The organism is Pseudoalteromonas sp. 68 DY56-GL68 (genome assembly GCF_041414825.1).
In the GTDB taxonomy this organism is placed as follows: domain Bacteria; phylum Pseudomonadota; class Gammaproteobacteria; order Enterobacterales; family Alteromonadaceae; genus Pseudoalteromonas.
Genome location: NZ_JAOCZL010000018.1, coordinates 201,383 through 220,824 on the forward strand (window position 1 = coordinate 201,383; position 19,442 = coordinate 220,824).

A 19,442-nucleotide genomic window follows, 5' to 3' on the forward strand; every position below is an offset into this window, starting at 1 on the left:
GAAAAGGGTAAGCAACTGCTTACCCTTTTATTTTACTGGTTAGACTATAGTTCAAAGTCTTTTTTGAATTTAAGACCAAACTCACTACGGTCATTGCTACGCATCACACCGACAAAGCCCGATTGCTGCAATCGACCCACATCATAAACTTCATTCAATACGTTTTCGCCATACAAGGTTACTTCAAAGTCACCGTATGGGTTTAAGTAAGAAATATTGAAACCTACAAGTTCACGTGACTCAATGTGTTCGCTTTGATTAAACACAGATTGACCCTGCATATCGCTGCGATATGAGTAGTTCGCGTTAATAGCCAATGTGCCACCATTACTTAAATCCATGAAATAAGAAGGTGCAAGCATCACGGTCCATCGAGGAGTCAAAGCTGGAGAATCACCTTTACCGATCCCCATTACGCCATCATCCACTTCTGTGATCTCTGAATCAAGGTAACCTATGGCACTGCGCAGAGTAAAATCGTCAGTGATGGCTATAGTTGTTTCTAGTTCAATACCCTGTGCTTTAGACTCACCAGCATTCTCAACAATCGTGACAAATCCGCCACCAGCTGTTGGATCTGAAAATGGTAGCGCTAAATCAGTGTAATCAGTTACAAATACAGCTAGCATCATTGAGATATTTTCGTGTACTTGTCCTTTTAGACCCACTTCATAGTTAATTGCTTTAGTTTCATCGAATGATACAAATTGATCTGGGCCGCCAAATGGACGAGGAGGAAAGCCGCCTGTTTGATAGCCTTTTTGAATTTGACCATACAAGTTCATGTCATTTGACAGTTGATACGAGGCGTTGATATCCCATGTTACAGCATCAAAATCTGCGCTCACGAACTTACGTGATGGGAATGAAGGGAAAAGTGCATCAGCCTCTTTTTTATCTTTTGAATAACGAAGACCACCCCCTACTGTCAGCTCATTAGTCAGATCATAGCTTGCATTGATGTACGCTGCATACGAGTTTGTTTCTTGGTTAATATCAAAAAAGCCATAGTCGCCAAATGATGGAGTAACACCGTCATTTAATAACCCATTAGGCGTGTTAAATGGACTAAATACAAATGGACCAGAGCTGGTGAAGCCGTCTTCATTAAAGAAATATAAACCTGAAACGAAGTCCATATTGTCGAAACTACCATTCAACTGAATTTCAAATGAGTACTGATCTGCACCACCTTCTTCAGGAAACTCTGATAAGTTGAGTGCGACAGCGTCATCATCAAGGCCCCCTTCGTACTCTGACGTACGATAACTTGTAATAAACTTAGCGGTATAAGTATTGTTGATATCCCAATCAGAAATAAGTGACGTACCCCAACCGGAATAAGCCGTTGACTCGATACCTGCTACAGTCGTTGCCAAATCATCTGGATCGCTTGGTAGCATGTCTGCTGTCAATAACGGGAAATCGCCGTTAAATGGATCGCTTGCATCAAGCGGACTTGTAAGCTCAATAGTGTAAGGTGATTGGCCTGACTCGTTATCAACACCATCTAAAGAGAAAGTTAACGATAAGTCATTGCTAGCCTGCCACTTAAGTGCCATACGGCCACTTAACTCTTGCTCTTCGCCGATCTCCTTTTCTGGATTGGCAAGATTAATAGCTTCACCAACACCATCACGCTGTTTATATGACACACTTGCCGACATACTAAGCGTATCAGTTAAGCTGTTATTGAAATAAACATCACCTGCTAAACGACCGCGGCTACCTACTTTAGCTGTTGTTGTAACGATACCTTCATCACCTGGTTGCTTAGTAATAATGTTTACTGCGCCACCAAGTGTGTTGCGCCCATATAACGTACCTTGTGGGCCACGTAACACTTCAACACGATCAACATTAGGTAGTGATAGGTTTGAGCCCATTTGACGACCTAAATAAACACCATCGAGGTAAACACCGACACCAGGATCTGTGGTGATCACATGATCTTGCAAACCTATGCCACGGATAAATACAGATGCATGTGCAGCATTACCAACGCCATAACGCGTAATATTCAAATTTGGTACATACTTACCAATGTCTTCCAAATTACTCATATTCGCTTTATCAATTAGGTTTTCACCTATTGACGAAACCGCTGTTGGTGATTCAAAAATACTTTCGGTACGCTTACGCGCTGTTACTTCTATTTTTTCAAAAGCATCTTGTTTAGCGGTGGTTTTTTCTTGCTCAGCAAACGCTGATGTAGATAAGGCTGCGAGTATCGCAACACTTATTTGTGAGAGATGACGTAATTTCATTAAAACTCCAAAGGATACCGTGTGTGTGTTTTTTTTGCCTGTGAAATTTAGGCATAAAAAAAGATGCTTAGCATTAAGCATCTTTCCTCTGGAAGGATATTATATGTCAGTTTTGTGAAAACATGTATAATTTTTTTAAATTTAATGAAAAAGTGTATAAAAAAACCTCTTTTTGTTTCATGTTCAGATGAAGCAACTAAACATAACGCATTAGAAAACTAAACTAAAATAAACGCTTATATGAATATCCCTCATGAATACTAATAAAACAAAACATCACCAAAATTAATAATAGAGTAATTGCTTAACAGTACAAGGTTTTAAGAGATCATTTGCAGAAATAAAAGGAATATTTTACCTCTTGATCCAGAAAAAAATTTATATTTTTATTACAAAAATAGTCAAAACAGCTAAACACCAGTACTTTTTAACTATCATAATGTCTCAATCTAATAGTTGAAAACCATTGATTAAAACTATATTTTTACGATAATTAATAATACTGGTGTGGATATGGATAATCTCGTTAATAGAAAAAACAACAAGCCTTACTCTGTGTGTTCTCTATCTTATTGTGTTGCTGATGAAAGTGAAACATTACTTATAAATTTTGATTCCCTTAATATACTTACAACACAAGAAATGATAGCTCAATTTATGAACGCACGGGGTTACACTAATCTTGTGATTTTTAATATTCCTTACGATGCAGATGTGACCTCTCTTAAAGAATGGCCAAAATTAAAAGGCTTATTTTACCAAGGTACTGAGGAGCATATTTTCAAGCAAGGCCTAGAAGCGATTGGAAAAGGAGATTTATGGTTTCCACGAACAGTGTCTGACACATGGATGAGGGAATTACTTGCCTCTGAAGAAAAAACAACTTTGCAATCTAATAACCTCACCTTTAAGGAGATTAAAGTTCTTAATTTACTTTGGAGTGGCGCAAGCTCCCCACAAATTGCAGATTCGCTGTTCATCAGTGAAGCAACTGTGCGTGTTCATTTACATAAAATCTATCAAAAGATAAATGTTAAAAATAAGCAAAAAGCTCTGCAATGGTGCGAAAAAAACTTAAGTAAATTCAGTAGTTCAGCGGACTAATTTGAAACCTAATTGTATCGGAATAATGCCCTGCAGCTTGGTTCTGAAACTGAGCCAATTTTATTTTTAGAGGTAATAAGAAAACAGTTTGATCCGAAAACGAAAATGTTTTTACTGAGCGCTGTTTAAGATCGATATTTCTTTCATTCATTATCAATGAATAGTCAATCTTAAAGCGACTTTGATAGAGAGTGTGTATTAACTTCCCCTTATTCTCGGAATCAACTTTTATAGCGACATCTGCGTTTGTAACCACTTTCAGTGTGGGTAACATCGTATATTCTTTATTCGCAATTAGCTCTCCAAGATTAACAACGTTGTGTGAACTACTGAAACCTAACAATGACAAGGACACATTGGCAGGTATGTTCACATCAACGTTAAGTTCATAATCATCCAACACCTCATAATTTTCATTCATTAACTGTAATGTTAGCCGGTCACGATACTGACCTGCCTTGACGGGTGTACCAGCCGCTATACTAAGCGCAAAGCTACTTTGACCGTCTTCTACGGCTAATCTGCTTACTTGACCACTCAATAGCGAACTTGAAGAGGCAATATGATAAGGAATATGTTGATACTGCCCGATAAATTGGAAGTTATTTTCACTACTTAAAGCTACATAAAGTGTGCAATCATCAGTGGCTGTCGTATAAAGTGTGAGCTGTTTTTCAGCGTCCGTTCGTTGTAAGGAATGATACCCAGAGAGGTTATCAACACCTTGCTGAATACTTTCTATTGTCGCATCACATGTTGCCCAACTGCATAAGGGCATAACATAGAAAATTAGTATCACTTTTTTAGCTAAACGCATTTTACTGAACATAAATAACTCCTTTTCTTTGTAATTGTTGACCCTTTATAACGTCGATTAAAAGCGCTTTGTGAGTGACGCTTTTCAAAGAAATCTGGTACTGACAAGGTTTAAGACCTGTTAAAGCAAAACGTCCGCTTTTACTGGTAAAGAATGTAAGAGGCTCCGCCGCTTCTTCATCAATACATTTTGCAGTACCCACTTGTAATGCCAAAGGCTCGTTTTCAGTTGTTTTCAGCGTTGCAATGATAGAAATATTTGCATCGGTGCCAACGGTCACAACATGGCCGCTCTTGTATGAAGGGTAAAATGTGATTGCACCCGCCCCAATATCATAACCAGGCGCTAAATCATCGACATCAAGTGTCACTGTGGAATTATCGTAAGCGTTGATATCACTGAGTAATATTGTATTAAAGTCAGCATTACTTGCTCTGTATTGCGATTCTGTTCTACCTAAACTGATCTTTTTGCCGGATAAACTACTATGAGCAGATACTAAGGCAAAACTATCTTCAATTGGCTTTCCAACAGTCCAACTTGTATTTGCAAATGCAAGACTTGCAGCACCACTTAAGCGGCTTTGATGATAGGCTGTACGCGAGTTTAACTGTTTGTAATAAGTTCCGTGATCAAAACTTGCTAGAAAACGGTTAGCATTATATTGGGTATTTAGATCAAAAATAGCTTCGTTTAGCTCATTCCTTTCAAGTCCAGATCGAACGCTCAATGCTCCTACATATCGTTGATTACCATCTTGATTAAACTCAAAGCGAGTCTTATCACGTTTAGATTGATGACTAAGCTTCACCCGTCGCGTATTTGAAAACTTATAAGTAATAGAGGCACTAAACCCCCATTGCGACTGTGCATTTATATCTTCCCACTGCCCTCCAAGTGAATAACGCCATTGATGGTTAAATAGCTCTGAAGAGAGCACAAGACCTGCTGATTTATCAAACTGTGCTTGATCATGGCGTCGTGAAAACGTGGAGTACAAGGATGTTTGCATTCTCGTTTCGGACACAATATTGAGGTTAGCTTGAATAAAATGTTCTCTTTGGCTTAACCCGTCACTTTGTAATCCAGAAAAACTTTGCCTACGATAATCTCGATTTGTGTATTCATAGCCCAATGTAAAGTCTATGCCATTATATGATGGGTCATTAAACGTGCTATAAACTAGGCGATAGGCATAACCATTGCTATCATTTAAACTCAAGGTATTTTCAAAAGCTAATTGACCTAGTGGTGTGGCATAGATTTGTTTTAAACCAACTTGCTGAGCATCTTCATTTCCTTGTGCCGACATACCTATAGTCCAACTTGGTGTTACACCATAATCTAAATACGAAGACAGTAGTGGTTTTTCCCAAGCATAAGTTAATTTATCTCGTAGTGAGCTTGGAAAACCTAAATGGACCTCATATTCCAGCTGCCCTTGTGCAAACAAATCTAGACCTGTGGTCACTGTAAAATTAACCAATCGAACCACACCTGCGCTATCCGTTATTCGCAGCACAATATTGTTATTACCTTCGTCAAGCGGGATATCGTTCAATGAGTAAATACCTGCTGCTAAATTCAAACGTTGTACTAAACGATCATCAACAAGCACCTCAACTGATGAGGGAGATTCAAGCGTAAAGCTTTGTGATGCACTTGGACGAATCGGCCGGTCAGAAACAAGAGAGAAATCATGAGCAAGCGATAGCCCTAGCATTCTAGTAGTTGATTGAAAATAACTTCCAGAACTATAGTTATCACCAACAGAAACGCGCATCCCTTGCTCAGGTAAATCATGTATCAGACGTGTCCCAAGACGTTTAAAGTTACTTTTTTTATCATTTGACTCATATTCGGCTTCGTTCTCTAATACCCAACTGTGAAAGTTTATAACTCCTTCGGGTCTTACAGTCAGTTGCCTTTGCGTTAAATCTCGTTCTTTATCTAGTTGATACAAATAACTAGAGCGTAGATTTAAATAGCCGCTCACGGAGGCTGGTTTTGTGGGTTTTAAGCCTTGACGGTACGATATAACACTTAGACTTTTAGGCTTTGTCATTGAAAGTGGCACAGTTATATCTAAACTAAAATCGAGCATAGAGAACGTTACTTCAATGCCTATCTTTTCTAACTTATCAACATCAATAAGCTGTTGTGAGTTAGCTTGCTTGGCAATATTTTCTAGGCTTTGCGCGAATAAAATTGGCGCAAAATGCGGCTCAATCTCAGGCCACTTCAGCACTAATTTATCCTTTGGTGTAACAATCAAAGTAATGCTGCCAATCGTGTTTTTATTAATCCGTGTATCAACCGTTAATTCAATAGGCTCTGATGTAGGATTGATCTGCCCATATATAGGTGCAGCCAAAACGAAGAAAACAAAGCAAATATAAGCACGCATGTTACTTTTTCAAAATGACTGTAGGAGAAGTTAAATCAACATGTCCTTCTTTTAATATTGGAATAGAAACATGAGAGATGGCAGAAGGCGCAAAGAAAACATCGTAGCCCAATGCTTTTAGTTGCTGTTTATCAAAAGTTAGTTGCGGCTTATCCTTGGAGCTAATAATTATTTCATACTCACTTAGACGTGAAGCCCCATCACCAAAATTACGAACATCAAAACTACATTGTTTTTCAAGACAGTTGATATTCTCAACAACTAAATTAGCCTCAAACGCTTGTTGATGTACGTGCACAATCATATTCACGTTTAATAACATTGTTAGCTGCGATACCTCGCTTGTTTGCCCAGACACAACTTGTTCAACCAAAGTAACTTGATATGTTTTATCTGTTTTAGGGGTATTACCGTTCCAGCGAAACTGAATGCGTTGCTGTTCATTTTTTGTAAGGTAAATCGTGGGTGGAAACACCCAGATCGGTGGCTCGTCAAGGTAATGGAATTGAGGCTGCTTCTTTGAAAAGTCAACCTCGTACACTTCTATTTCAAACGCTAAATCACGGTTTAACGTATTTCTTACCCTGCTATATGCTGGTTGCGAGCTCATCGTTGGATCTAAAGTAAGCACCATGGGGGTGACTTCTATAGCAAAACAAGATAGCGACATAAATAAATAAGCAACCAAACACCAGCGCATTAAAATAGCACCTCTAACTGACTATTTTGCGGTGAAAACTTAGCCGGTACTTCTATAGTTACCTCACGCTCAGAGTGTGGTAATAATAGCTTGCCACTTAAGGCTTTACTGAGCTCTTCACCTTCTAATAAAAGCTGCTCTTCTTGATTTTTAAAGAGCCACTTTGCTTGGGAAAGGCGTATAAATTTGTCACCTTCATTTTCAAGTAATATTTTCCAAACACCCGCTTGTTCTAACTGCTTTTCTTTTACTAATAACTTAGCAGTTGCTTGTTCTGGTACGACATTAAACAGCGTTCTAAAACTTACCGACATACCAACACCAGATTGTTTAATTTCATTAATATCTACAGGAACTTGATCAACAGCTATACGATACGACTTTGATACTGATATAGAGGGATCACCAATATAGCGGACCAATACAGATTGTGTTTTTCCAGGCTGAACGATTGTCGTCATAGGAATAATCAAAAAATCTTCCTCGTTAAGCTTCAGCTCTTCATCGCCCGCCTTGTTGATTTCTAAATCAAACGCTGTGAGTTCAATAGTTAATGGTTCATTTGAATTATTCATAACCCTAATTCTTTGCTGTGAATTTGAACCTGAAGGCTTTAACTCAGCAACCATGGGCTGAACTTGGAATGCATAACTATGTAATGACCAAAAACAAGTCAAAAATATGATTAAAAAGCGCATATGATCTCCCATAAAAAAGAGCAGTATTAGCTGCTCTTTTTTTCATCAAGTTTAGTTAGCTGTAATAGCTAACATTAACGTATCAGCATAAGTACCAGAGAAAACTGGGTTTTGCGTAATAGTTAACTCGATTGTACCTGCAACACCGCCTGCAGCTAGAGCAAAAGAACCTGGCTGGCTTTGCTCAACGCTTTGGTCGTTGTGACCATTTTCAGCAACAAGTGTAAAAGCGAATGGGTTCGCATTTAATTCAGCTGTGTACCCTACCCCTTGGTCTTCGCGGTCTGCGTTTTGTAAGTGACCTTCGGCTGTCGTTAAAGACATTGTTGCGCCGTCAGCATCGTTACACTGCAAATCAAAGCCAATTGTTTTTGTTTGATCTTTTGCTAATGCAGGAAAATATGTTGTTGTGTTTACATTGCTAACTTCACAAATTGACTCAACTGCACCACCAACGTTTAGGTTTTCCGCTAAAGCAGTACCAGAAGTAAGAACAGCGATTGCTGAAAGTGTGATTAATTTTTTCATTAGTTTATTCCTTATCCATGTTATTTAAGCATTGTTTCTTAATGACTTACCAAATCCCACCTGAACTGGCGGCTGGCGTCATCTCTATACGCAAGATATCCTTATACTCACCTGCATATATTAGTGGCTCTGTTAACTCTAACTGTAAATTCATCGTTTTTTTAAACAAGATTTGGTCAATATTCAGAGTATGTGAATCAATAAGATTTCGCGCTAAGAATGATTCACTTAGCGATAGCCCTGCGACTGATAAGCTTACCCTGTACCCGTTGACTTTCCTGCCCTGTAAATGAAGTAATCCGCCATGCTCAGAATGCAATGACATCCTCATTGGTGAGTTACAGTTAATAACTAACTCAGTGCTAATCAAACCATTATGTGGAAATTGCAAATCATTTTCTTGCATTGTAAAACCGCACTTTGCTTTTATGTATCCTTCCAATATTAAACTCACATCATCAGAGGCTACACTGTAAGAAGTGCTAAAAATGAAAAGAAATAACATGCATTTTTTCATCATTCACCCATATCCTTTGAGCAGGTTTGTTAACACGGAAGAAGTGTAAAGGAGTTTTTCTAGAAAGGTTGTTGCTATTTGCTTAGCTTATTTATGAGCTCCAAAAAAATAGACAGAGGCTGTTTATCAATACAGGCTAAACAAACGCTAATTTCATACTCACAGAGGCTAAGCCCAACACCTTATTCAGTTAACATTCAGCTTAAAATTCAGGTAATATTCAGCTTCTTCTATTAGAAATAAGGCTATAAATAGGCTTTAAACAAATACCACGACAAATCAGTTAGTTTGTATAAACAAAAATAAACTTCATAACAATTAATGACTGTATCTAAGCCTGTTTACAAGCAAAAATTTCACTCTTATTGCTTTGTTTTGAGGCGTTGAACTTGCATTAATACATCTTCTGCCTTTGCGCCTAAGTAGACATAGACCGCCAATGCTAATAATAAACCGACAACTGCGAACATCATTAGAACCGCAGGTATTACGTACTCAACTTGTCCTAGAGCAGCCTTAAACATAGTAAGTAATGCCTCTATTGAGACTGCAATCAAAATCGTTGAGATAAACCGTGTGATTGTTCGTCTGGTTGAGCTGTGGCGAAAAATATCTTTATGCATGAGGATCTCTTCCTCCAAAATAGTTTTCCCCAAATCAAAAATAGCTAAAGCCAAGGTGACAAAGATAATGATAGTGAAAGGCTGAATTGGATCTGATTGACCTTGTTTTCCTAGCAAAAGAGAAAACATTCCATCAAACACCTTAAAGAGTAAGTAAATTACCAGGCAGAATAGACAACTAACAATTAACCCATAACCGGCTTTAAAATAAGGCGTCATATTTGCGCGCTGTATATCCCCTAAGATGAACTCAATCAATTCAGTTAGGCACACATCTACAACTAGATAGTGGTTATCTTGATTATCTGTTTGTATTAACTTCACGGCCGATATACACAAATGTTTCGTAGCAGTTGAAATATATGGCGAGGTAAAATGTGCATCTTCGTTGCTACTTGCAAGCAAAAAATAAGGGCGTGTACTCAAGTCTTGCCCCGCACCTTTATGTGCTAATTCCCTATAATACTGCCGCTTGAAACAGACATTATGACCTTGTTGTATCCCTTGCTCATTTAAGCAATATTGTAATTCTAAAAATGGATATTGCTCTACTAGCTGCTGATAATTTTGTTGATTTTTAAGTGATGTTTGAATACTCGCTAAAATAGACAGCAACAAATCATGAATCAGATGTTGATGTTCTTCATATCGCTCTATCGCACTTAAATAACTCATTCTCGCCATGCTCTAAACTCACCTATAAAGTAATAACAGGTAATACAAGCAAGGAAAGCTCCAAGATTAATTTTATTTATTTTTCAGAATATTAGAAATATGAGAAAGGCTTTTTCTAAAGTAAAAGCACCAGACTTGTGCAAAGAGGGGAGAAAATGAAAAAAGCCGTTACTGTTAAGTAACGGCTTTTCAAATTTGGTGCGGATGGGGGGACTTGAACCCCCACGGCCTAAGCCACCACCCCCTCAAGATGGCGTGTCTACCAATTCCACCACATCCGCATACAATTTTTGTATGTTGTTAAGCGTTATTATTACTTGAGGAAAGTAACTGCTTAACCTAATTTAGCAACGCTAATTAGTTTGGTACGTCAGAGCTTTTCTCTTCAGTAACAGGCACATCATCTTGTGCTGGCGTTACTGTTTCAACAGCTGGCGCAGCTTCTAGATTTTCCCATTCGTCAGTCTTTTTAATTTGACCAGCTGTAAGGTTACCTAGAACAATACTTAACACAAAGAATACTGTGGCAAGAATTGTCGTTGTTTTAGTCATAAAGTTACCAGCACCAGATGAACCAAACACAGTGGCAGAAGCACCTGCACCAAATGATGAGCCCATGTCTGCGCCTTTACCTTGCTGGATTAAAACCATACCAACAAGTGCTAAAGCAACGATTAAATAAACTACTAATAAAATTTCGTACATCTTATACGGTCCCTTTTGCACTCTCACAGATTGCAGTGAATGAGTCTGCTTTTAGACTTGCGCCGCCAATTAGGCCGCCATCTATATCTGGTTGTGCAAATAATAATTCGCTATTTTTTTCATTCACGCTACCACCATATAAGATGGTTAGCTGCGCGGCTAAATCGCTATCCAGTGAAGCGACTTTTTCGCGGATAAATTTGTGCACAGCTTGAGCTTGCTCAGGTGAAGCAGTTTTACCTGTGCCAATGGCCCAAACGGGCTCGTATGCTACCACAGAATTCTTTAGTGCTGCTACACCTAATTTATCAATTACAGCATCAATTTGTGCTGCAACCACTAATTCGGTTTCATTTGCTTCGCGTTGTTGCTCACTTTCGCCAACACATAAGATAGGTGTTAAGCCTACTTCTTGCGCACGGGCGAATTTTTCTGCAACTGTTTGGTCTGACTCACCGTAAATACTTCGACGTTCTGAGTGACCAACTAATGTGTATGTGGCGCCTAAATCTTTTATAAGCTGCGCATCGACTTCACCCGTAAATGCACCTGCTTGATTCTCAGATACAGTCTGTGAGCCAACAAGCACATCACGTTGTAGCAAACTACTCATCAATGGGAATGGTGGAAAAACCACAATATCCAGTTCATCCGATTGAACGTTTTTAATTGCCTGAGATAACTGTTCAACGAGCTCTAATGAGCCGTTCATTTTCCAATTACCTGCAACCATTGGCTTACGTGTTGCCATAATTCCACTCCACATTAGAAAGCGGGCAAGATACTAACTCGACTTGCCCAAAGTTACAAGAGGTTATTGTTATGCCTCGGTTTGTTTGCTCACAGATTCGACAACTTGAGCGATTTTCTGAGCATTATCGAGTACAACTTTCTCTTGCTCAGCTTCGACCATTACACGCACAACGGGTTCAGTGCCTGATTTACGAAGTAATACACGCCCAGTGTTACCAAGTTTTTCTTCAACCTCAGCCACACAGTCAATCACCGCCTGAGCTTGTGTAGGGTCGGTCCCTTGAGGATAACGAACATTAATCATTTTCATTGGGTATTTTGTGAAACCCGCGCCTAGATCTTGTAATGTTTTATTTTGTGCAACCATTGCTGCAAGCACTTGTAAGCTCGAAATAATGCCATCGCCTGTACTAATTAGATCAAGGTTTAATACATGGCCTGAGCTTTCACCACCAATTTTCCACCCTTTCTCTTGTAGTAGCTCCATTACATAGCGGTCACCGACTTTGCTTCTGGCAAAATCAATACCGCGTGATTTAAGCGCGTTTTCAAGGCCCATATTAGACATGACGGTACCTACAACACCACCACCAAGCATGTCATCGTTTGCAGCTTGGCAAGCAATAATGTAAACAATATCATCACCATCAAATACACGGCCATTGTGATCAACCATCATGACACGGTCGCCATCACCATCATAGGCAATACCTACATCAGCATTGTGTTCAAGCACTTTGCGTTTAAGTGTTTCAACATGAGTGGCACCACACTCAAGGTTAATATTTACTCCATTCGGCTCGCATGCATGACAAATTACTTCTGCGCCTAGTTCTCGCATCACGGATGGTGCAATGTGGTAGGTAGCACCGTTGGCACAATCGAGCACTATTTTTAACCCTTCAAGTGATAACCCTTGCGGGAATTGGCTCTTACAGAACTCAATATAGCGACCATCGGCCGTTTCTAAGCGGCGTGCTTTTCCGAGTTTATCGGATGCAACACACGTCATTGGCTCATCCATCATAGCTTCAATTTCTAGCTCAACATTATCAGGGAGTTTTAAACCCCGGCTAGAAAAGAATTTAATACCATTATCATGATAAGGGTTATGAGAAGCGCTAATAACAATACCCGCTTCAGCACGGAATGTTTGTGTGAGGTATGCAACAGCTGGAGTCGGCATCGGTCCGAGTAAAACCACATCAATACCTGCGGCAATTAAGCCTGCCTCAAGAGACGTTTCTAACATATAGCCTGAAATGCGCGTATCTTTACCAATGATCACTTTTTTAGTGCCAATCTTTGATAAAACTCGCCCTGCAGCCCAGCCTAGTTTTAAAGCAAACTCAGGTGTGATTGGGTATTCCCCAACCATACCGCGAACACCATCCGTGCCAAAATATTTTCTTGTTTTACTCATTTAAAAGTCCTTTATTACACGCCTGCCAAACGGTTAAGGCATCAACAGTTTCTAATACATCATGAACACGAATGATCTTTGCGCCATTTTGTGCAGCAATAAGTGCGCCGGCTAGGCTACCAGCTAAGCGCTCACTCGTGTCTCTATTTAGTAAATTACCTATCATAGACTTTCGAGATAAGCCCGCCAAAACAGGTAGTTTGAATTGATTAAAATCATCGAATTTGTCGAGGATTTGATAGTTATGTGCCAACGATTTTCCAAACCCAAAACCTGGGTCTAGTATAATTCGCTCTCGCTGAATACCCGCTTGCTCACACGCTTCGATACGCGCAGCAAAAAAGCTATTGATATCAGCAAACAAATCATCGTATTGCGGGGCCATTTGCATTGTGCGAGGCTGCCCTTGCATGTGCATTAAGCACACTGCCACATCTGGGTACTGAGCAAGCACCTCAATGGCACCAGGCTCTTGAAGAGCTCGCACATCATTTATAATATCTGCACCTGCTTCTATAGCTTGGCGCATTACTTCACTTTTGCTGGTATCAATTGAAATAACACAATCACTGTGTTCACGAAGCGCTTTTACAAGAGGAATAACTCTTGCTAATTCATCTTCTAACGAAACATCTGGTGCGCCAGGACGGGTTGACTCACCACCAATATCAATAATTAAGGCGCCTTGCTCTAGTAGTGTATTGGCCTGATTGACAGCGCTGTCTAATTGGCAATAGCTGCCGCCGTCTGAAAATGAATCGGGTGTGACATTTAAAATCCCCATCACAACAGGGGAGTCGAGGTGTAAAGTGCGACCTCGTGGTAAGTTAAGAACGGTCATTTATCACCTTTACGGCATGTATAGCAATGGCTAAGATACATTTGAGTAAACAGTTATAGCTATTTCGCTAATAAATATTATTGCAAAGACGGTATCTTAAAATTTGTCTACAAAAAAGCCCCGGCATTCGGGGCTTTTGCTTGTACTATTTTAACGATTATTCCGCTTTATCATCAAGGCTTGTTTCATCCTTTTTAGCTGAATCATCATTTTTCGGCTCTTGTGAGACTGGCTCAGCCGGCTTTTCTGTACTTTTCTTCTCGTCCGCTCTGCGATCATGCATGTCACGAGGTTCGCGAACTGGCTTACGTTCCATAAGATCGTCTATTTGACCTGCATCGATGGTTTCATATTTCATCAATGCATCTTTCATTGCATGTAAGATATCAATATTATCTTTTAAGATTTGTTCAGCACGTTCATAGTTACGGTCAGAGAACAAGCGCACTTCACTATCAATAACTTTTGCTGTTTCATCCGACATGCTCATCGAGCGGCTTCCACCACCACCCATGTACATTTCGTTTTGGTCTTCAGCATAAAGTAATGGACCAAGCTTTTCACTCAAGCCCCACTGAGTCACCATTTTACGAGCGATGTCAGTAGCACGTTCGATATCGTTACTTGCACCTGTCGTCACTTTATCTTCACCGTATATAAGTGCCTCAGCAATACGACCACCATACAAGCTCGAAATCATTGACTCTAAAAGCTCTTTAGAGTGGCTAACACGGTCTTGCTCAGGTAGGTACATTGTTACACCCAATGCACGACCGCGAGGGATAATAGACACTTTATAGACTGGATCGTGTTCAGGCACCATACGACCAACAATCGCGTGACCCGCTTCATGGTAAGCAGTCATTTCTTTCTCTTGCTCACTCATCACCATGGTCTTGCGTTCAGCGCCCATCATGATTTTGTCTTTGGCGGCATCAAATTCAGCCATGCTGACAACACGCTTGTTACCACGCGCTGCATATAATGCTGCTTCGTTTACTAAGTTAGCAAGGTCAGCCCCCGAGAAACCAGGTGTACCGCGTGCAATAACTGCTGCTTCTACGTTGTCACCCAATGGTACTTTGCGCATATGCACTTTAAGAATTTGCTCACGACCACGAATATCAGGTAAACCAACCACAACTTGACGGTCAAAACGACCTGGACGTAATAATGCAGGGTCGAGTACATCAGGGCGGTTAGTTGCGGCAATAACGATAATACCTTCATTACCTTCAAAGCCGTCCATTTCTACAAGCATTTGGTTAAGTGTTTGCTCACGCTCATCGTGACCACCACCCATGCCAGCGCCACGTTTACGACCTACGGCATCGATTTCATCAATAAAGATGATACAAGGCGCTGCTTTTTTAGCTTGCTCGAACATGTCACGTACACGTGATGCACCCACACCAACGAACATTTCTACGAAATCAGAACCTGAGATTGTGAAAAACGGCACTTTTGCTTCACCTGCAACGGCTTTGGCTAGTAACGTTTTACCTGTACCTGGAGGACCTACCATGAGCACTCCTTTCGGAATGCTACCACCTAATTTTTGGAATTTAGATGGATCACGTAAGAAATCAACAAGCTCAGTAACGTCCTCTTTTGCTTCATCACAGCCAGCAACATCAGCAAAGGTTGTTTTAACTTGGTCTTCACTCATTAGGCGTGCTTTACTCTTACCGAAAGACATCGCACCTTTACCGCCACCGCCTTGCATTTGACGCATGAAGAATATCCACACACCAATTAGCAGCAGCATTGGGAACCAAGAGATTAAAATGCTGGCGAGGAAAGATTGCTCTTCAGGTTTTACACCCTTTACATTCACATTGCTTTTCAAAAGATCATTTAAAATATCTTTATCGTACATCGGCATGATAGTTTGAAAGCGCTCACCATTAGTTTTGGTGCCGGTAATCGTACCTGAACTACTTTCAATAGAAACCTCTTGAATAGCGCCACTACGTGCATCGCTAACAAACTGGGTATAACTTGTTTGGCGATCAGCCTGATCGCCACCATTAAAGCTCTGAAAGACTGACATTAGCACAACTGCAATGACCAGCCAGAGTATTAGATTTTTCGCCATATCGCTCAAGGGGTTAACCTCTTGTATCCAATTAATATAAATTCAACTTAACGCAGCACAACTGTACTACAGTTTGTATCCCGTCGCCACTATATAAACTTCCCGAGAACGGGCACGCGATGCATCAGGCTTTCTGATCTTGACCGCTTTAAAGCTATTACGTACGTCCTGTAAGTATTGATCAAACCCTTCACCTTGGAAAACTTTCACACAAAAAGCACCATTTTTCTTCAAAACTTGGTGACACATATCTAATGCAAGCTCAACTAGATACATGCTTCCTGCCTGATCAACCGATGTATTACCACTCATATTGGGAGCCATGTCAGAAAATACAACATCCACATTTTTCCCATCAATGCGCGTTAATAGCGCATCTAATACCGCTTCTTCTCGAAAGTCACCTTGCAAAAAGTCTACGCCTGCTAACGAATCCATTGGCAAGATATCACAGGCAACAACTTGGCCTTTATCACCCACCTTTTCAGCAAGATACTGTGACCAACTTCCTGGAGCAGCACCTAAATCAACCACGGTCATGGCTGGTTTAATTAATTTATCTTTATTTTGAATTTCATCTAATTTGAATACCGCACGAGAGCGCCAACCTTTCTTCTGCGCTTCGTGAACATAAGGATCGTCAAAATGTTCCTTCAGCCATCGCTTAGAACTAGCTGAATGTTTTTTATTTGCCATAAAATTAATACGTAACTAATTAGTAATATTCTCTAGATGGCGTTAGAATACCCTTAATTCAAGCCATATTCAGCAAAATTTGTAACATCATGAAATTATCGAACAAACAAAAGCAGTTTTTAAAAGGTCAAGCACACAGTTTAAAGCCTGTGGTATTACTTGGCGCAAACGGTTTAACCGAAGGCGTTTTAGTTGAAATTGAAAGCGCTCTAGATATCCACGAGCTTATTAAAGTAAAAGTACCAACGGATGAACGTGAAACAAAAGTATTAATTTTCGATGCAATTGTTCGCGAAACCGGTGCTGTGAAACTTCAAACGATTGGCCATACCATTGTTCTTTACCGTCAAAGTGAAGAGAAAAAGATTCAATTACCTCGCGGTTAAGATTGAAAGCCAATTCTATAAAAAGCCAGCTTGCTGGCTTTTTTAATGCCTAGACGAAATATATAACTAGTTCGATTCACTTTCTCGCGCATATTTCAGTGCGCGATTGATAAATTCTGTTGTTAGCTCATTAATCAGCCCGGTTTCCGCATTAAGCACTAAACTAAAACCAATATTTAAATGTGGAAAAACAACTAAGTCACTGCGGTAACCTTGTACCCAACCACTATGATAATAAAGTATTTCACCATCGTAATCATATACTCGCCAACCAAGGCCGTAGTAGGCATCTTTTACATGCCCTCGCCATACCCGACGACGTGTTTCTTTTTTTGTATGGGTGTATGGTCGCGTTTGTTTTATAAGTGCATCCAGTGGCAATACATCAGGGTACTGGCCTAGCTGCGCATTTAACCAAATCGCCATATCACTAGCGCTGGCATTAACCCCCGCAGCGGCCGCTACCTTGTAGTAATTCTTTTTTAAGCGAGAGGTGTACCAACGCTTTCTTCCTCTTACATGAGGGTGAGCATAATTATTGTCACGCACCATACCTTCGTAGCCCACACTCGCATCCATCATTTTTAATGGTGCAAAAATATATTCAGCTATCCAATGGGCATAATCCATTTGAGTTGTTTTATAAATAATTGAATCTATGAGACTGAACATAACATTCTGATAACCATAGCACTCACCCGGTTTGCAAATAGGTTCGACAGTTAAAAGCTGTTTAACAATGTCTGGGTAACTCATTCTTGATTCTATTAAATTGTCGTAGGCATTTGGCACTAAACCGCTTGAATGGCTCAGAATATGATAAATTTTTAAATCATCTTTATAGACAGTATTATTGAATTCAGGAATGAACTTACTGATCGGATCATCAATATTGAACTCTCCCTGAGCCGCAAGCTTTGATGTCAATGACCCTGCAAATGTTTTAGAAACTGAAGCCAAGCGAAATCGTGTATGTTTATCTACTTTTCGCCCTTTTGATATTTTAGTTCGGCCAATACCTTGGATAAAGTCTTCCTCACCCACTTTAACAATAGCCAAAGAACCACCCGGAATTCCTTTAGCTCTTAATTTTCCTCTTAAATATTTATTGTACTCGCTAACGAAGGGCTGCCAATTTGAGTCACTGCCTGCAGCATGCCCACTGAAAAGAAGGAGAAAAAAAGAAGAAAAAAGAAAGATAATAAAAGTGAGCGTGTACTTCATTCGTTATTGTTTTAGTCTGTTTCGGAAGTTTCTCATTACATAATATCATGAACTTTTGCTTCGACTAACGTACAATACGCACAATATTAACTTTTTTATGGGTAGACTTTTCTTTATGCGCTTACTTGTAGTACTGCTTTTTACAATTATATCAGCTGGTTGCGCCCTAAAACCAGAGCCGGCGCCTTTATTAGCGATGCCAGAAAAACCGTCGCTTAAAAGCCAACGTTTCCAAATTGAGTATAAAACTGAACATGCAGCCCCAAAAGTTAAATCGGTACAACTACCTGCGCATACAGTAAATACAAACCAAACCGTTTCAATTGTTGCTGATAAAACGAGTGTTACAGATACTTTATATGCGCAAATAACAGAAGCATTAAATGAAAAACAATTAAAAGTTGTACAAAATGGACAAGCAGATTACACATTGTCAATCCACCAGCTAGATTTAGAACTTGTTGACGATACCGAATACCAATTAGTGACACCTGAAAAACCATTGCCACTTTTTGATCAAGTAGCAGAGCAATTCCCAACTCAACAATGTGCCACTATTCAAGCACAGGTGAGTATGCGACTAACCCATAAAAAAACAGGCGATGTTGTATGGTTTGCGAAGTCATCTATAGACAGTGCAAGCTTTCACCGTGAGCCACTCATCTATAGCTTTGAGCAACAGCAATTGATCAAGAACGAACTAGAAGTTGCCAGCTTCGTCAATGAGCAAAATACGGAACAAGCGCGTATGTCGCGTATAAACAATACCGATATTGTGATACCTCAATACCAAACAATTTCTCGCATGAGTGCTTTAACAAAAGAGCAAGGCCCATGTAATCGTACTGAAATCAGTGCTCTTACGCCTATGATGCAGTATTACCTTACAAGTATCTTAATCGATAAAATTAAAGTTCAATAAAAAGTTGGTGTTTGCACTTAGCAAAAGTGCAAACACCTATTTCTTACTTCTAAGCTAC

Annotated in this window: 18 protein-coding genes and 1 tRNA gene; 3 read left to right on the top strand and 16 right to left on the bottom strand. The window is 39.8% G+C overall.

All coding sequences use genetic code 11. The features are described 5' to 3' along the window. Positions 1-44: 44 nt before the first annotated feature. Positions 45-2,267, bottom strand: coding sequence for a TonB-dependent receptor (locus NYF15_RS09380; protein WP_371353394.1), 2,223 nt, complete (start codon positions 2,265-2,267; stop codon positions 45-47). 513 nt (positions 2,268-2,780) lie between these two features. Between NYF15_RS09380 and NYF15_RS09385 the strand changes: the two genes are divergently transcribed. Further along, on the top strand, positions 2,781-3,371 hold the full coding sequence (locus NYF15_RS09385; protein ID WP_130151296.1) for a LuxR C-terminal-related transcriptional regulator: 591 nt from the start codon (positions 2,781-2,783) through the stop codon (positions 3,369-3,371). Here the strand turns inward: NYF15_RS09385 and NYF15_RS09390 are convergent. The 14 genes from NYF15_RS09390 to rlmE all read right to left on the bottom strand — a co-directional run bounded on the left by NYF15_RS09390 (position 3,352) and on the right by rlmE (position 16,852). Beyond that, positions 3,352-4,200, bottom strand: coding sequence for a hypothetical protein (locus NYF15_RS09390; protein ID WP_130151295.1), 849 nt, complete (start codon positions 4,198-4,200; stop codon positions 3,352-3,354). The two genes, NYF15_RS09385 and NYF15_RS09390, sit on opposite strands and share 20 nt — an antisense overlap. Beyond that, the gene (locus NYF15_RS09395) at positions 4,190-6,595 is read right to left on the bottom strand and encodes a fimbria/pilus outer membrane usher protein (RefSeq protein ID WP_371353395.1); all 2,406 of its coding nucleotides are present in this window, start codon (positions 6,593-6,595) and stop codon (positions 4,190-4,192) included. Before NYF15_RS09395 ends, NYF15_RS09390 begins: the two co-directional genes overlap by 11 nt. Before the next feature lies 1 nt (position 6,596). Then, positions 6,597-7,295, bottom strand: coding sequence for a hypothetical protein (locus tag NYF15_RS09400; RefSeq protein WP_237119429.1), 699 nt, complete (start codon positions 7,293-7,295; stop codon positions 6,597-6,599). After that, a complete protein-coding gene (locus NYF15_RS09405; protein WP_371353396.1) occupies positions 7,295-7,993 on the bottom strand; it encodes a molecular chaperone in 699 nt (232 codons plus the stop codon). Before NYF15_RS09405 ends, NYF15_RS09400 begins: the two co-directional genes overlap by 1 nt. A 51-nt stretch (positions 7,994-8,044) precedes the next feature. Then, positions 8,045-8,521 (bottom strand): hypothetical protein, encoded by a 477-nt coding sequence (locus NYF15_RS09410; protein WP_062570576.1) that lies wholly within the window; start codon positions 8,519-8,521, stop codon positions 8,045-8,047. A gap of 46 nt (positions 8,522-8,567) precedes the next feature. Continuing rightward, positions 8,568-9,041, bottom strand: a complete 474-nt coding sequence (locus NYF15_RS09415; RefSeq protein WP_371353397.1) for a hypothetical protein — start codon at positions 9,039-9,041, stop codon at positions 8,568-8,570. 359 nt (positions 9,042-9,400) lie between these two features. Continuing rightward, positions 9,401-10,345: a general glycosylation pathway protein gene (locus NYF15_RS09420; protein ID WP_237119433.1), complete on the bottom strand. Its 945-nt coding sequence runs from the start codon at positions 10,343-10,345 to the stop codon at positions 9,401-9,403. A 187-nt stretch (positions 10,346-10,532) separates the two neighbouring features. Beyond that, a tRNA-Leu gene (locus NYF15_RS09425) sits at positions 10,533-10,617 on the bottom strand. A gap of 76 nt (positions 10,618-10,693) precedes the next feature. Then, a complete protein-coding gene (secG, locus tag NYF15_RS09430; protein ID WP_062570574.1) occupies positions 10,694-11,041 on the bottom strand; it encodes a preprotein translocase subunit SecG in 348 nt (115 codons plus the stop codon). Between the two features lies 1 nt (position 11,042). After that, positions 11,043-11,792 (bottom strand): triose-phosphate isomerase, encoded by a 750-nt coding sequence (tpiA, locus tag NYF15_RS09435; protein WP_237119435.1) that lies wholly within the window; start codon positions 11,790-11,792, stop codon positions 11,043-11,045. A gap of 69 nt (positions 11,793-11,861) precedes the next feature. After that, on the bottom strand, positions 11,862-13,217 hold the full coding sequence (gene glmM, locus NYF15_RS09440; protein ID WP_130151288.1) for a phosphoglucosamine mutase: 1,356 nt from the start codon (positions 13,215-13,217) through the stop codon (positions 11,862-11,864). Continuing rightward, complete coding sequence (folP, locus tag NYF15_RS09445) at positions 13,210-14,058, bottom strand: dihydropteroate synthase (protein ID WP_371353398.1); 849 nt, start codon at positions 14,056-14,058, stop codon at positions 13,210-13,212. The genes glmM and folP overlap by 8 nt, the downstream gene beginning before the upstream one ends. A gap of 157 nt (positions 14,059-14,215) precedes the next feature. Then, positions 14,216-16,165, bottom strand: coding sequence for an ATP-dependent zinc metalloprotease FtsH (gene ftsH / locus NYF15_RS09450; RefSeq protein ID WP_371353399.1), 1,950 nt, complete (start codon positions 16,163-16,165; stop codon positions 14,216-14,218). Positions 16,166-16,222: 57 nt separating this feature from the next. Further along, the gene (gene rlmE / locus NYF15_RS09455; protein WP_062570569.1) at positions 16,223-16,852 is read right to left on the bottom strand and encodes a 23S rRNA (uridine(2552)-2'-O)-methyltransferase RlmE; all 630 of its coding nucleotides are present in this window, start codon (positions 16,850-16,852) and stop codon (positions 16,223-16,225) included. Positions 16,853-16,941: 89 nt separating this feature from the next. Here rlmE and yhbY point away from each other — a divergent pair, with 89 nt between their 5' ends. Continuing rightward, on the top strand, positions 16,942-17,238 hold the full coding sequence (yhbY, locus tag NYF15_RS09460; RefSeq protein ID WP_062570568.1) for a ribosome assembly RNA-binding protein YhbY: 297 nt from the start codon (positions 16,942-16,944) through the stop codon (positions 17,236-17,238). 66 nt (positions 17,239-17,304) lie between these two features. Here the strand turns inward: yhbY and NYF15_RS09465 are convergent, their stop codons facing one another. After that, on the bottom strand, positions 17,305-18,462 hold the full coding sequence (locus NYF15_RS09465; protein WP_371353400.1) for a serine hydrolase domain-containing protein: 1,158 nt from the start codon (positions 18,460-18,462) through the stop codon (positions 17,305-17,307). 115 nt (positions 18,463-18,577) lie between these two features. Here NYF15_RS09465 and NYF15_RS09470 point away from each other — a divergent pair, with 115 nt between their 5' ends. Next, positions 18,578-19,384, top strand: a complete 807-nt coding sequence (locus tag NYF15_RS09470; protein ID WP_130151284.1) for a hypothetical protein — start codon at positions 18,578-18,580, stop codon at positions 19,382-19,384. The last annotated feature ends 58 nt before the right edge of the window (positions 19,385-19,442 follow it).